10 protein-coding genes and 1 tRNA gene are annotated in these 14,912 nt (G+C 64.0%); 5 read left to right on the top strand and 6 right to left on the bottom strand.

Going from position 1 to position 14,912, the window contains the following annotated elements:
- Nucleotides 1–20: 20 nt before the first annotated feature.
- Nucleotides 21–95 (bottom strand) — tRNA-Val (locus P9236_RS10575).
- A gap of 217 nt (nt 96–312) precedes the next feature.
- On the bottom strand, nt 313–675 hold the full coding sequence (locus P9236_RS10570) for a response regulator (protein WP_006199474.1): 363 nt from the start codon (nt 673–675) through the stop codon (nt 313–315).
- 164 nt (nt 676–839) lie between these two features.
- Here P9236_RS10570 and P9236_RS10565 point away from each other — a divergent pair, with 164 nt between their 5' ends.
- Nucleotides 840–1,781 (top strand): N-formylglutamate amidohydrolase, encoded by a 942-nt coding sequence (locus P9236_RS10565; protein ID WP_278074559.1) that lies wholly within the window; start codon nt 840–842, stop codon nt 1,779–1,781.
- 303 nt (nt 1,782–2,084) lie between these two features.
- Nucleotides 2,085–2,858 carry a histidinol-phosphatase gene (gene hisN / locus P9236_RS10560; RefSeq protein ID WP_278074558.1) on the top strand — a complete coding sequence of 258 codons (774 nt, stop codon included), beginning with the start codon at nt 2,085–2,087 and terminating at the stop codon, nt 2,856–2,858.
- A gap of 62 nt (nt 2,859–2,920) precedes the next feature.
- On the opposite strand, the gene P9236_RS10555 is transcribed toward hisN, so the two are convergent.
- A complete protein-coding gene (locus tag P9236_RS10555) occupies nt 2,921–3,379 on the bottom strand; it encodes a hypothetical protein (protein WP_278074557.1) in 459 nt (152 codons plus the stop codon).
- A gap of 172 nt (nt 3,380–3,551) precedes the next feature.
- On the bottom strand, nt 3,552–4,508 hold the full coding sequence (locus tag P9236_RS10550; protein ID WP_278074556.1) for an alpha/beta hydrolase: 957 nt from the start codon (nt 4,506–4,508) through the stop codon (nt 3,552–3,554).
- Nucleotides 4,509–4,994: 486 nt separating this feature from the next.
- On the opposite strand from P9236_RS10550, the gene P9236_RS10545 reads away from it, so the two are divergent.
- The gene (locus tag P9236_RS10545) at nt 4,995–5,462 is read left to right on the top strand and encodes an Hsp20 family protein (RefSeq protein WP_278074555.1); all 468 of its coding nucleotides are present in this window, start codon (nt 4,995–4,997) and stop codon (nt 5,460–5,462) included.
- A 257-nt stretch (nt 5,463–5,719) separates the two neighbouring features.
- On the opposite strand, the gene P9236_RS10540 is transcribed toward P9236_RS10545, so the two are convergent.
- On the bottom strand, nt 5,720–6,772 hold the full coding sequence (locus tag P9236_RS10540; RefSeq protein ID WP_278074554.1) for a low specificity L-threonine aldolase: 1,053 nt from the start codon (nt 6,770–6,772) through the stop codon (nt 5,720–5,722).
- A gap of 495 nt (nt 6,773–7,267) precedes the next feature.
- Between P9236_RS10540 and gltB the strand changes: the two genes are divergently transcribed.
- A complete protein-coding gene (gene gltB, locus P9236_RS10535; protein ID WP_278074553.1) occupies nt 7,268–11,989 on the top strand; it encodes a glutamate synthase large subunit in 4,722 nt (1,573 codons plus the stop codon).
- 155 nt (nt 11,990–12,144) lie between these two features.
- Nucleotides 12,145–13,599 (top strand): glutamate synthase subunit beta, encoded by a 1,455-nt coding sequence (locus P9236_RS10530; RefSeq protein WP_278074552.1) that lies wholly within the window; start codon nt 12,145–12,147, stop codon nt 13,597–13,599.
- Here the strand turns inward: P9236_RS10530 and P9236_RS10525 are convergent.
- The gene (locus P9236_RS10525) at nt 13,596–14,810 is read right to left on the bottom strand and encodes a DUF459 domain-containing protein (protein ID WP_278074551.1); all 1,215 of its coding nucleotides are present in this window, start codon (nt 14,808–14,810) and stop codon (nt 13,596–13,598) included. The two genes, P9236_RS10530 and P9236_RS10525, sit on opposite strands and share 4 nt — an antisense overlap.
- Between the last annotated feature and the right edge of the window lie 102 nt (nt 14,811–14,912).

Here is a 14,912-nt window from a genome sequence, read left to right as displayed (position 1 = left end):
GCTCCCTAGATTTGGCTGGATGGTGGGCGTGACAAGGATTGAACTTGTGACCCCTGCAATGTCAATGCAGTGCTCTCCCGCTGAGCTACACGCCCATCCGAAGCCGCGCATACACCATTTTTGGTCCGGCGCGTCAATAGCGGGAATAAGAAAAGAAAGCTCCGCTTTGCCGCAGCGGCGGGAGCGCCGATCCTAAGGCGCGTCGCGTCGAAAAGGATTTCGAGCGACGCGCCTCAGGTCTCTGTTTCATGCATGTCGTATTCGCAAAACCGCGGCACGCTTTTGGGCGACATGCATTGGCCGGAAGATATCTCAGGCGGCCTGCAGCATCTTCTCGACCTCGTTGACGAGGTCGCGCAGGTGGAACGGCTTCGACAGCACCTTGGCGTCCTTGGGCGCCTTGGAATCCGGATTGAGCGCGACGGCGGCAAAGCCGGTGATGAACATCACCTTGAGGTCCGGATCGATCTCGGTGGCGCGGCGGGCAAGCTCGATGCCGTCCATCTCGGGCATGACGATGTCAGTCAGAAGCAACGAGAAAGGCTCCTCGCGCAGCCGCTCATAGGCGCTGGCGCCATTGTCGAAATCGCTTACCTGGTAACCGGCTCGTTCGAGCGCCTTGACGAGGAAGCGGCGCATATCGTCGTCGTCTTCCGCCAGCAGAATGCGTGCCATCATATCCCGTCCGAATCACCCACCCCAGCCTGCCGCCGGGCAATGCCGTTAACCATCCTGTATATGAGGAGGAGACGGTAAACATCAAGTGAACGTTGGGTTGGTGTCTACCACCTTGCGCAGCCTTTTGGTGAGGCCGAAATGCTGGACATGCCGGGCGCAAGATGGCAGTTTTGCGTAATGATGCAGTGCTTGATCCTGGTTCGTTCAAATTGAAGACGGCAGCCGAGGATTTTTCGGTCGTACCACCCTTCGAAATCCGATCGGGCGCCGAGCAACGCGTACCTTTCCTGTTCAATTCGCCGCATAGCGGTCGCCACTATCCCGAGCGCTTCCTGGCCATGGCGCGGCTCGACCGCAATGCCATTCGCCGGTCGGAGGATTGCTATGTCGATGAGCTCTTCGGCGGCGCCGTCGCGCTCGGCGCGCCGATGCTGGCGGCGAACTTCCCGCGCGCCTACCTCGACGTCAACCGCGAGCCGTGGGAGCTCGATCCGCGCATGTTCGCGGAGCCGGTGCCGTCCTTCTGCAACATCCGCTCGGCCCGCGTCGCGGGCGGCTTGGGCACGGTGCCGAAGCTGGTGGGGGAGGGGCTCGACATCTATCCCGGGCGCCTGCCTCTGGCCGAGGCCGTGGGACGCATCGAGGCCGTCTACAAGCCGTATCACGAGACGCTGAAGCGACTATTGACCAGGACCCACGCCAGGTTCGGCTACGCCGTGCTGATCGACTGCCATTCGATGCCGGCCAGCATCCGCGTCGGCGACAATGGCGCGCGGCCGGATTTCATCATAGGCGACCGGTTCGGCATTTCCGCGTCCGCGGCCCTGACCGAGACGGCGATCCGACTGCTCGCCGGCATGGGCTACGCGGTCGCGCACAACAAGCCTTATGCCGGCGGCTTCATCACCGAGCATTACGGGCGGCCGGCACGTCATCTCCACGCGCTGCAGATCGAGGTCAATCGCGGACTTTACATGAATGAGCGGACGTTCCAGAAGTCGGCCGGCTTCGACACGCTGGCCGACGACCTGACGCGGTTTTCGGCCGAGCTGATGTCGATGCCCGACCATAATTTCGTCGACCTGCCGCTCGCCGCGGAATGATCGCGGCCCGATGTTTCGCGGCTTAAAAAAAGACCGCATCGTTTTCACGACACGGTCGAAGTCTAGGGAGGAAACGCCCAAGGAGGGCATGGACAGGATAAGCTGTCCGAGAACAAAACTATTGTGCGATGCACAAATGTCAATCGACTTCGGGCTTTTTTAATTCAATATGATGTGCAAATTCCGTTTCGGCGGCTGAGGTGTGACATTCGGGCAACAAATGCCGACGCCTGACCGGCCTTTGCGTCTTTGCTCCGGGCAGAAAACGGCGGCCGCCGACGGCTGCCGCAAGGGGAGAGTGAGTTGGATATCAGCATCGACTTCATGCGGCGCATCGCGCGTGCCGCCGCCGCGGAGACCTTGCCGCGCTTCCGCAGCCAGGGCGCGGTCGCCAACAAACTGGCGGAAAGCTTCGATCCGGTGACGGAGGCCGACCGCGAGGCCGAGCGGGCGATCCGGGCGCTCATCTCGACGGAATATCCCGATCACGGCATCCTCGGCGAGGAGCATGGCGGCGAAAACCTGTCGAGCCGGCATGTCTGGGTCATCGACCCGATCGACGGCACGCGCGCCTTCATCTCCGGCTTGCCGGTATGGGGAACGCTTGTCGGGCTGACGGTCGACGGCGATGCCGTCGCCGGCCTGATGTCGCAGCCTTTCACCGGCGAGCTGTTCTACGCCAATGCCTCCGGTTCGCATTACGAAGGCCCGGGCGGCCCGCGCAAGCTCACGACCCGCAAGACGACGGACCTCTCCAAGGCGACGCTGTTCACCACCACCCCGGCACTTTACAAGGGTGAGGCGCGAAGCCGCTACGACCAGTTCGAGAAGCAGGTGCAGCTCGCCCGCTACGGCACGGACTGCTATGCCTTCGCGATGATCGCGGCGGGAAGCGTCGACATCGTCGCCGATCCAGGTTTGAAACCCTACGACATCGTGGCGCTGATTCCGATCATCGAGAAGGCGGGCGGCGTCGTCACCACCTTCGAGGGCGGGCCGGCGGAAAACGGCGGCGACATATTGGCGGCGGCGACGCCGGAATTGCACGCCGCGGCGATGGCGGCGCTGCGCGGCTGATCATCCGGCGCGCCTCAGTGTCTATGCACGGCGGAAACCACAGCGCGGAAGGAGCCGCTCTCTCAGCTGTCGGCGGGCCGGGCGTCGGTGAGACGCAGGCCCCACAAAATGAGCGCGAAAGCGGTGAGGCCGGTCGGCGCGGACGAATAACCGACGACCTTGATCACGGCTTCCTGAAACGCGCTCCCGTGGGAGGCTCCGGCCGCCAAAGGCATCGTCTCGTTGCCGGCTCCCCAGGCGCTGGCGATCACGTAGGCCGCCAGGATGGCCAAGGCCGAATAGATCAGCAGCCAGAACGCCACCCGTGACATCGCCGTGCCGAGATTGAGCTTTGACCACACCAGCCCCAGCGCCAGTAGCAGAACGCCTTGCAGGGCGCTAAGCGTGTGTGCGGACAGTCCAAGCCGCGGTGCGGCGAGGTAGGGTATCGCAAACCCTTCGAATGAGGAAAACAAGAGCAGGGCGACGCCAATCTGCAGCAGACGGTGCCCCTGACGTGACAGCGTGCTCGATGCATCCATGGCCGTCTCTCCCGTATCCGGTTGGCGTCTGACCTCTTTGGGCAGCAACTAGCGCTCGACGGCTGAACGGGAATAAGGCGCCGAACCGCGCCGAGGGCATGACGGCGGGCTGGGCCAATCGGGTCGTGAAAACTCGCTCGCGGTCGTGACCCGCGGTGCGCCCGCGAAGCGGTCAAACAGCGTCGCCAGTTCCCGGAATGAACGCATCGAAGGCCGCGAGCAGTTGCTCGCGGAAAAGATCCTTCTCCTGCAGAATTTCGTGATGCGCGCCGTCGATCATCAAGAGCGAGCCGACGCGCAGCCGCCGGGCATAGGATTCCACCGCCTTGGTCGAGACGACCTGGTCGGCGCCGGCGGCGACAATCAGCATCGGCACCTGGATTCTTGCCATGAAATCGGGATCGCTGACCGCCTCCGCGGCTTCGGCCGCGGCCTTCAGCCAGCGGATGGTCGGGCCACCGAGCGCGAGCTGCGGCCAAGCCCCGTAGATGTCGGTGTTGCGCCGATAACGCTCCGGATCGGACGTCACCTTGTTGGTTTCGAAGGGCGTCGGCAATTTTGGGCGCGGCCCCCAGGCGGCATAGAGGCGGCCGAGGCCCAGCGCGCAGAATACCGCGCAGATGCTCCGAACCGTGGTTATCGAAACCGACAGGTCGGGGACGGCCAGGAAGGGGGCGATCAGCACCATGCGGCGGACCCGGTTGACCATCGACGGCGAAGCGAGCAGCGCTATCACCGCTCCGGTCGAGTGGGCGAGAATGTAATAGGGGCCGCGGCAATCCGGCAGCACGATCTCCTCGAAGAACTGCTCGAGGTCGCTTGTGTAGTCGCGGAAGCTGCGAACATAGCCGCGCTGCCGGTTGCGCAGCAGGCGGCTGGAATCACCCTGACCGCGCCAATCGAGGATGGCGACGCCGAAGCCGCGCTCCGCGAGGTCGCGGATGGTCTCGAAATATTTCTCGATGCACTCGTTGCGGCCGGTCAGCAGCACAACCGTGCCCCGCAGCGGGCGGGCAACCGCGGCGAAGACGCCATAACGGATCTTCTTGCCGTCCCGGGTGGCGAAGAAGCCACCGGCAGCGTTCTTTGGCGGCGGATTGCCTTCAGTCAGATAGAAAAGATCCGTCATTCGGCGCTTCGCGATTGTTCTTTGCCCGAACGGGCCAGGCGTTGCCATGGTGATAGACGGCCATGCGCCAAAAGCAAAGGCGTCGCGGGGATTTGCGCGGCTTTCACAGAACAGGGAGAGCGTGAAACGGTAAGGCCGGAAGCGCCTGCGGCGCGCTTCCGGCCTCTGTCGATCCGGGAGGAAGGGACGTTGCACCCGGTTCGGCCTCGTCGCGGCGTCCCGATCGAGGCGCCGCATGTCCGTAATCCTGGCTACAGCTTAGCGTCACGTGGCTGAACGGATGCCGAAGCCTCGGTTCATCTGGCGTTCATCGGGCAGACGGACCGAAGGGAACTTGACCGCGCGAAGTTCTTGAAAAGGCCTTTTCCGCTTCCCAAATTGAGATTGCGGCCGCCGATCGTTGGGGCCGCTGGCCCATCGGGAACGCCTTTCGAGGGTTTTCGCACCGGGTCACACGCAACCATGTTGCTCAACAGGAGAACACCCATGCGTCACGTTGATTTTTCCCCGCTTTATCGTTCGACCGTCGGCTTCGACCGGCTATTCACCATGCTCGACTCGCTCGGCCAGCCCGAGAGCGCGCAGACCTATCCGCCCTACAACATCGAGCGCACCGGCGAGAACGCCTATCGCATCTCGATGGCGGTTGCCGGTTTCTCGGAGGACGAGATCTCGATCCAGGCGCACCGCAACGTGCTGACCGTCAAGGGCGAGCGCAAGGAAGAGAACAATGGCGAGGGTTCCGAGCTGCTCTATCGCGGCATTGCCTCGCGGGCCTTTGAGCGCCGCTTCCAGCTCGCCGACCATGTCGAGGTCCAGGGCGCCACGCTGAAGAACGGACTGCTCTTCGTCGACCTCAAGCGCAACATCCCCGAGGAGCTGAAGCCGCGCAAGATCGCGATCACCTCGTCTTCGGACAAGGCCAAGCAGATCGAGGCCAAGGCCGCCGCGTAATTCGCGCGCTCCATCTGCAATACGTCTCCCTCCCGAGACGAAAGCGGCGCCGAGAGGCGCCGCTTTTTGTTGGAGCGGCTAAAGCGCGTCGCGATCCTTCGGATTCGCTCCATGCGGTTTAGTTTTTGATTTTACGCATGTCTCCCGAAACCGGTTCCCACTTTCGGGAGACCTGCTTTTTGCTTTTCGCTCGGAGTATGGATTTTCACGCAATTCCGGACGGAAAACCGCCGGGCAATTTTTCCTGGAATTACTCCCTATTCAACCAGCAAGAGACCAAGCCGGTCGATCTCTTCCGCCGTGGTCGCGAAACTCGCGACGAAGCGATAGATCGCTTCACTGTCGCCGAGATGGCCGTCGAAAGCCAGCGGCACGCCCCACTCATAGAATTTGGCGCCGGCCGTCTGCAGCTTGTCGGCAAGAGCGCGGTCAAGGATCGCGAACACCTCGTTGGCCTGCGGCAGCCAGGCGAGCCTGCCTGCAGGGGCGTCCTCGATCGTCTCGGCCAGATGTGCCGCCATCGCATTGGCGTGGCGCGCCATCCGCAGCCACAAATCGTCGGCGAGATAGGCCTCGAACTGGGCCGAGATGAAGCGTGCCTTGGAAAAGGTCTGCCCGGCGCGCTGGCGAAGAAGGCGCAGATCGTGGCCGACTTCCGGGTTGAAGATCACCACCGCATCGGCCATCCAGCAGCCATTCTTGGTACCGCCGAAGGAGATGAGGTCGACGCCGCTCTTCCAGGTCATCTCCGCCGGTGTGACGTCGGTCGCGGCAATCGCATTGGCAAAGCGCGCGCCGTCCATATGCAGCGGCAGTTTATGGCGGCGGCTGACCTCGGCGATCGCCTTGATGTCGTCGACCGTATAGACGGTGCCGACCTCGGTCGCCTGGGTGATCGTAACCGCCATCGGCTGGCCGCCCGGAGCGAGGTCCTGCGAATAGCGTTTGATCGCCTTGTCCAGAGTCTGCGGGTTGATGCGGCCCAGGGGACCTGGAACGGGCGCCATGCGCGCGCCGCCGGTGTAAAAACCCATCGCGCCGAACTCGTCGACATTCATATGCGCTTCGGAATGGCAAAGCGCGATGCCGCCGATACGGTTCAGTGCCGCCATCGAGAGCGCATTGGCTGCCGTGCCGGTGGCGACGAAAAAAACTTGAACTTCGCGTTCGAAGATATCGCTGAAGCGGCGGTAGACGGCGCGGTCGAGGTCGCCGTCGCCATAGGCGGTCGCGATGCCGGCGGCATGCCGGGAGAGGTTCGCCGAAATGTCGGGATGGACGCCCGCCCAGTTGTCGGATGCAAAGAACATCGAAAGGTCCGTGTCGTGATTTGGCAAAAGCGGCGCGACTTGACTGCTTCGGCGCGAGATGCGCAAGGGCCAATCGTTCGCAAAGTAGTGAAGCCAGCCGGCGTCACGCCGGCTGGGACCAAAGCTTACGTTTCGCGATGCCGTTGCGAAATTTTGTGTCGCGGCGAGGCCAAGATTTTTGTGAATCGGTCTTGTGCGGGTTCCCGATTTCTGTCATAAAAATTTAGGACAGTAGTGCTGTCTTATTTTGTCGCACAAAACAGGCTGGACTGGCGTATCATCGCTGCCATTCCGGCCATTGTCGCGAGCGGCGGGTAGACGGCTCCGCTCTGACCTGTACGATACCGGATGCGAACCGGGCGTATGGCCGCATGGTTCGGCAAGAATTTCGCGAGACGTGCAGCAAGGATGAAGGGGAAGCATTCTCGCTTCCCAAGGCAAACCAGCGCCCTGAGGGAAATCACCGCGCAAGGGTGCGGAACGGAGGATAGGACGATGACGGAACTGACGCCATCTGCGATCTACGGCCAGGCCGCGCAGACGAAAGCGGCAGCCGTCAAAAATCCGACTCGCCCGACCAACCGCTTGACCGCGCAAGGGCTCTACGATCCGCGCAACGAGCACGATGCCTGCGGCGTCGGCTTCATCGCCAACATGAAGGGCGTGAAGTCGCACCGGATCGTCGAGGACGGTCTGGCGATGCTGGAAAACCTCACCCACCGCGGCGCCGTCGGTGCCGATCCTCTGGTCGGAGACGGCGCCGGCGTGCTGGTGCAGATTCCGGACCAGTTCTTCCGTGAGGAAATGGCGGCAAAGGGCGTCGAACTGCCGCCGGCCGGCCAGTACGGCGTCGGCCACTGGTTCATGCCGCAGGACGCGGCACTTCGCGCCCATATCGAGGACATCATCGCCGAATCGGCGCAGTCCGAAGGTCTGCCGCTCATCGGGTTCCGCGACGTGCCGGTCGACAATTTGTCGCTCTCGAAGGCGCCCGAGATCGTCGCGTCCGAGCCGTTCCATCGTCAGGTGTTCATCGGCCGCACGGCCGACATTCCGGACGACGAGGAATATGAGGCAAGGCTCTACCTGCTGCGCAAGGTGATATCGGGCCGTATCTATGCCGAGAACGACAACAAGGACATCGGGGCCTATTGCGTGTCGCTGTCGGCGCGCACCATCGTCTACAAGGGCATGTTCCTCGCCTACCAGGTCGGGGCCTATTACAAGGATCTCAACGATCCGCGCTTCGAAACGGCGCTGATCCTCGTCCATCAGCGTTTCTCGACCAACACCTTCCCGTCGTGGAAGCTCGCGCATCCCTACCGTATGGTCGCGCACAACGGCGAGATCAACACGGTGCGCGGCAACAACAACTGGATGGCGGCGCGTCAGGCGTCGGTCGATTCCGAACTGTTCGGCAACAACATCTCGAAGCTCTGGCCGATCTCCTACGAAGGTCAGTCGGACACGGCGTGCTTCGACAACGCGCTCGAGTTCCTGTTCCAGGGCGGCTACAGCCTGAGCCATGCCATGATGATGCTGATCCCGGAAGCCTGGGCCGGCAACAAGCTCATGGACGCCGACCGCAAGGCCTTCTACGAGTATCACGCCGCGCTGATGGAGCCGTGGGACGGCCCGGCGGCGGTCGTCTTCACCGACGGACGCCAGATCGGCGCCACGCTCGACCGCAATGGCCTGCGCCCGGCGCGTTACATCGTCACCGATGACGATCGCGTCATCATGGCTTCGGAGGCCGGAGTGCTGCCGGTGCCGGAGGAGAGGATCGTGCAGAAGTGGCGGCTGCAGCCCGGCCGCATGCTGCTGATCGACCTCGCCAAGGGCCGCATCGTCTCCGACGAAGAGATCAAGTCGGAGATCGCGACCAGGCACCCCTACAAGACCTGGCTCGCCAACACGCAGCTCATCCTGGAGGATTTGAAGCCGGTCGAGCCGCGCGCCTTGCGCAAGGACGTCAGCCTGCTCGATCGCCAGCAGGCCTTCGGCTACACGCAGGAAGACACCAAGCTTCTGATGGCGCCGATGGCGACCACCGGCCAGGAAGCGGTCGGCTCGATGGGCACAGACACGCCGATCTCGGCGATGTCGGACAAGTCGAAGCTGCTCTACACCTATTTCAAGCAGAACTTCGCCCAGGTCACCAACCCGCCGATCGACCCGATCCGCGAGGAGCTGGTGATGAGCCTGGTGTCCTTCATCGGGCCGCGGCCGAACATCTTCGACCTGGTCGGCACGTCGCGCCGCAAGCGGCTCGAAGTCCGCCAGCCGATCCTGACCAATGGCGATCTCGAGAAGATCCGCTCCATCGGCCACACCGAGGACCGTTTCGACACCAAGACGATCGACATCACCTACGGCTCGAACGAAGGCGCGGCAGGCATGCAGGGCGCCATCGACAGGCTCTGCGAGCGGGCCGAGGCGGCGGTCGCCGGCGGCTACAACATCATCATCCTATCGGACCGTCAGGTCGGGCCGGACCGGATCGCCATTCCCGTGCTTCTCGCCACCGCGGCGGTGCACCACCACCTGATCCGCAAGGGCCTGCGCACCTCCGTTGGCCTGGTCGTGGAATCCGGCGAGCCGCGCGAGGTGCACCATTTCTGCTGCCTGGCCGGCTACGGCGCCGAGGCGATCAACCCTTACCTCGCTTTCGACACGCTGCTCGACATGCACAAGCGCGGCGAGCTGCCGGCGGAGGTCGACGAATATGAAGTCGTCTCCCGCTACATCAAGTCGATCGGCAAGGGCATCCTCAAGGTGATGTCCAAGATGGGCATCTCGACCTATCAGTCCTATTGCGGCGCGCAGATCTTCGACGCCATCGGGCTCAAGTCGGATTTCGTCGAGAAGTACTTCACCGGCACCGCGACGCTGATCGAAGGCGTCGGATTGGACGAGATCGCGACCGAGACGCTCAGCCGCCACACCGACGCCTTCGGCAACGACCCGGTGTTGCGCAACAGCCTCGATGTCGGCGGCGAGTACATGTTCCGCATGCGCGGCGAGGCGCATATGTGGTCGCCGGACGCGGTGGCCACCTTGCAGCACGCCGTGCGCCAGGGCTCCTGGGACACGTTCAAGGAGTATTCGGCGCAGATCGACAGCGCGACAGCCAGAGCACGGACCATTCGCGGCCTGTTCAAGATCAAGTTGGCCGAGGAAACCGGCCGCAAGAAGGTCGCGATCGAAGACGTCATGCCGGCGGCCGAGATCGTCAAGCGTTTCTCGACCGGGGCGATGTCCTTCGGTTCGATTTCCAGGGAAGCGCACACCACGCTGGCGCGCGCCATGAACACCATCGGCGGCAAGTCGAACACCGGCGAGGGCGGCGAAGAGGCCGATCGCTATCTGCCGCTGCCCGGCGGCGGCAAGAATCCGGAACGTTCGGCGATCAAGCAGGTCGCTTCCGGACGCTTTGGCGTGACGGCGGAGTACCTGGTCAATTCCGACGTCATGCAGATCAAGGTCGCGCAGGGCGCCAAGCCCGGCGAGGGCGGGCAGCTGCCTGGACACAAGGTCGACGCCACCATCGCCAAGGTCAGGCATTCGACCCCCGGCGTCGGCCTGATCTCACCGCCGCCGCACCACGACATCTACTCGATCGAGGATCTGGCGCAGCTGATCTACGACTTGAAGAACGTCAACCCGGCGGCCGATGTCTCGGTCAAGCTGGTGTCGGAGGTCGGCGTCGGCACGGTTGCCGCGGGCGTCGCCAAGGCGCGCGCCGACCACATCACCATCTCCGGCTACGACGGCGGCACCGGCGCTTCGCCGCTGACCTCGCTCAAGCATGCCGGCAGCCCGTGGGAAATGGGCCTCGCCGAGACGCATCAGACGCTGGTGCTCAACGGACTGCGCTCGCGTGTGGCGCTGCAGGTCGACGGCGGCCTGCGCACCGGCCGCGACGTCATCATCGGCGCGCTGCTCGGCGCCGACGAGTTCGGCTTCTCGACCGCGCCGCTGATTGCGGCCGGCTGCATCATGATGCGCAAGTGCCACTTGAACACCTGTCCGGTCGGCGTGGCGACGCAGGACCCGGTGCTGCGCAAGCGCTTCAAAGGCACGCCCGAGCACGTCATCAACTTCTTCTTCTACGTGGCGGAAGAGGTGCGCGCGCTGCTCGCCGAAATGGGCTTCACCCATCTCGACCAGATCATCGGCGACACCGATCTGTTGGAGAAGCGCGTCGCGATCCAGCACTGGAAGGCGCGCGGGCTCGACTTCTCGAAGATGTTCTTCAAGCCCGACGCGTCGCATGAGGCGCTGCACTGGACCGAGCGGCAGAAGCATCCGATCGACGACGTGCTCGACCGCAAGCTGATCGAGCTGGCGAAGCCGGCGCTGGAAGCCAAGCAGCCCGTCACCATCGAGCTGCCGATCCGCAATGTCGACCGTTCGACGGGCGCGATGCTGTCGGGCGAAGTCGCCAAGCGCTTCAAGCACAAGGGCCTGCGCGAGGACACGATCACCGTCAAGCTCACCGGCACCGCCGGCCAGTCCTTCGGCGCGTTCCTGGCGCGCGGCGTCTCCTTCGATCTGGTCGGCGCCGGCAACGACTATGTCGGCAAGGGCCTGTCGGGCGGCCGCATCGTCATCCGTCCGCCGGAAGAGGCCAAGATCATAGCCGCTGAATCGATCATCGTCGGCAACACGGTGCTCTATGGCGCCACCGAGGGCGAGGCCTATTTCGCCGGCGTCGCCGGCGAGCGCTTCGCGGTGCGCAATTCCGGCGTCGTCACTGTCGTCGAAGGCGTTGGCGACCATGGCTGCGAATACATGACCGGCGGCATCGTCGTCGTCATCGGCAAAACGGGGCGCAACTTCGCCGCCGGCATGTCGGGCGGCGTCGCTTACGTGCTCGACGAGAAGGGCGATTTCGCCGAGCGCTGCAACATGGCGATGGTCGAGCTGGAGCCGGTTCCGGAAGAGGACGATCTGATGGAGAAGCTGCTCCATCACGGCGGCGACCTCGACCACAAGGGGCGCGTCGACGTCTCCGGCGACATGACCAGCCATGACGAGGAGCGGCTCTACCAGCTGATCTCGAACCATGTGCATTACACGGGTTCCGTGCGTGGCCGCGAGATCCTCGACAACTGGCAGAGCTTCCGGCCGAAATTCCGCAAAATCATGCCGGTCGAGTATCGCCGTGCGCTGATCGAGATGGAACGCATGCGCATGAGCGTGGCGGCAGAATAGGCTTCGGGCATGGCCGGGGAGACAATGCCCCGGCCGGCATCCTCACCAACAATCCTGACCTCGGAACGAAGGTTGCCATGGCGGCCTTATGAGGTTAACGGGTGCGCCGACAAGCTAGGCTTTCGAGCGCGCCTTCGGACAGCAGGGACTGGACTATGGGCAAGGTAACAGGGTTTCTCGAGATCGACCGGCAGGTGCACAAGTACCAGCCTGCCTCGGACCGCATCCGGCATTTTCGCGAATTCACGCTGCCGATGTCGGACAAGGAGGTCGAGAAACAGGCCGCGCGCTGCATGGATTGCGGTATCCCGTTCTGCCACGGGCCGACCGGCTGCCCGATCCACAACCAGATCCCGGACTGGAACGACCTCGTCTATAATGGCGACTGGGACAGCGCGATCCGCAACCTGCATTCGACCAACAATTTCCCGGAGTTCACCGGTCGCATCTGCCCGGCGCCCTGCGAGGAAGCCTGCACGCTGAACCTCGAGGACATTCCGGTCGCCATCAAGACCGTCGAGCAGGCGATCGCTGACAAGGCTTACGAGACCGGCCACATCCGGCCCTATCCGCCGGAGAAGAAGACCGGCAAGCGGGTCGCCATCATCGGTTCCGGGCCGGCGGGCATGTCGGCGGCGCAACAGCTCGGCCGTGCCGGCCACGACGTGCATGTCTATGAGCGCGAGAGCCGGCCGGGCGGATTGATGCGCTACGGCATTCCCGACTTCAAGATCGAGAAGCATTACATCGACCGCCGCATCGAGCAGATGCAGGGCGAGGGCGTGACCTTCCATTGCGGCGTCAATGTCGGCGTCGACAAGCCGGTTGCCGAGCTCCTCGCCGAGCACGACGCCGTGCTCTATTGCGGCGGCTCGGAAACGCCGCGCCCCGCCAACATCCCTGGCGACGATCTCAGCGGCGTCTACGATGCGATGCCCTATCTGGTTCAGCAGAACCGCCGCGTCGGCGGCGAGCCGATCCAGTCGGTGGCCTGGCCCTCGCATCCGATCATCGCAGGCGGCCAGCATGTCGTGGTGGTCGGCGGCGGCGATACCGCGTCCGACTGTATCGGCACCGCCTTCCGGCAAGGGGCGGTGCGCGTGACGCAGCTCGACATCCGCCCGCAGCCGCCGGAGAAGGAGGACAAGCTTGCCGTCTGGCCCTACTGGGCGACCAAGATGCGTACGTCCTCCTCGCAGGCCGAGGGCGCGGAGCGCGAATTCCAGGTGGCGACGCTCGAGTTCATCGGCGAGGACGGCCAGCTGACCGGCGTCCGCTGCTGCGAGGTCGACGAAAAGCGCAAGCCGATCGCCGGTACCGAATTCGTCATCCGCGCCGATCTCGCTTTCATCGCCATCGGCTTTGCCGGGCCCGCGAGCGACAGCGTGATGAGGGAGCTCGACGGCGAGATAAGGACCGTCACCGACAGCCGCCGCTCGAAGAATGTCGAGGCCAACGACCACGACTACAGGACCAGCATCGACAAGCTCTACGCAGCGGGCGACGTGCGCCGCGGCCAGTCGCTGGTGGTGTGGGCAATCCGCGAAGGCCGCCAGGCGGCGCGCTCGATCGACGAAGCGCTGATGGGGTCGACGGTGTTGCCTCGTTAACGGTTGATTGCGGTCGTCGTGTCGGAGGCGGCGGCCGCGGCCGCCGGTTTCGGCGGCCAGGAAAAATCGTCGGCGCGGCCAGGCGAAGCGGCCGGCGCCTTGCCCTCGACGGTCAGCTTTTCACCAGGCAGGTTCGGATCTGCCTTGGCAGGCGGAGCGGCACCTAGAAGTTCCGTGCCGCCGTCGAGCGCCGGATCGCTGAGCAGCATCGGTGGCGTACGGTCGACGATGACCGGAGTTGCGGCGGGCTTCGACGCCTCGACCGGGGCGCCGGCCGGCGGGGAAACCGTCGTGACGCTTCCCGGCGCCGCCAGTCCGAGGATCTTCGCCAGCGGCTTTTCGGTATAGAAGGCAAGCTTGCGCTTGCCGGCCTTGGTGACGTTGATGCCGTCGTCGGAGCGCAGGCGTACCGGTTGGCCGTTGATGTCGGGGCCGGAGGTGACGAAGGCGCCGTTCTCATCGACGAAGCCGTCCCAGACATCGACGAACTCGCCGCCATGAGCCTGGGCGGCCGAATGATAGATGTCGTTGAAGGCCAGCATGTCCGAGGTCATCTTCGCCACCCGGAACGCCGGCATGCCGACCCAAAGGAACGGCACCTTGCTATCTTGAATGGCCTTGCTCAGCGCATCGGTGCGGCGCTCGTATTCCTTGGTCCAGTTCTCGGAGCGCGGCTGCTCGCGCACGTCGCCGACACGCATCTGCTGGCGGTCGTTGGAGCCGAGCATGACCACCACCACGGACGGTTTCTCCGTCTCGATGAGCGACTTGATCTCGGCTGGCCAATTGTAGAAATCGTCGCGGACGAAGCCGGACGAGCCGTTGCTGCGCGAAACGATCCGGACGGCCGGATTGTCGGCAAAGGCGGTGTCGAGGCCCTCGGCCAGCCCGCTCGCCAGGAAATCGCCGACCACCAGCACGACGCGGGCATCCGGCGTCTTTTCGACGATCGGCGTCTCCGGTTCGGCCGGCGGGCGCGGCTTGGGTTTCTTCTTTGGTTTCGGCCTTGCCTGCTGGATGTCGGCCGGTGGCTCGACGCGTTCGCTGCGGCGCGGGAACAGCAGGTCGCGCAGCGACCAGCCGCGGCTTTCCTCCTGTGCGAAAGCAGGAGAATGGAAGGCGCTGGAGCCGGCGACGGCAAGCACGGCCACGGCCAGGACGAGGATCGGCAGGCGGCGAACGATCAGCCAGATGCGCGCAACCGAAACCAATCGCTTCTCCTTCCCTTGGCGCATGACCATGCAAAATGCGGGAAAGTCATGCGCAAGCCGAAGCGCTGCAGCATCCCTTGCGGTATTTCAAAGGATGCTTGA

Source organism: Mesorhizobium sp. WSM4884 (assembly GCF_029625675.1).
GTDB lineage: Bacteria > Pseudomonadota > Alphaproteobacteria > Rhizobiales > Rhizobiaceae > Mesorhizobium.
This window is presented reverse-complemented; position numbering and strand designations above follow the sequence as displayed.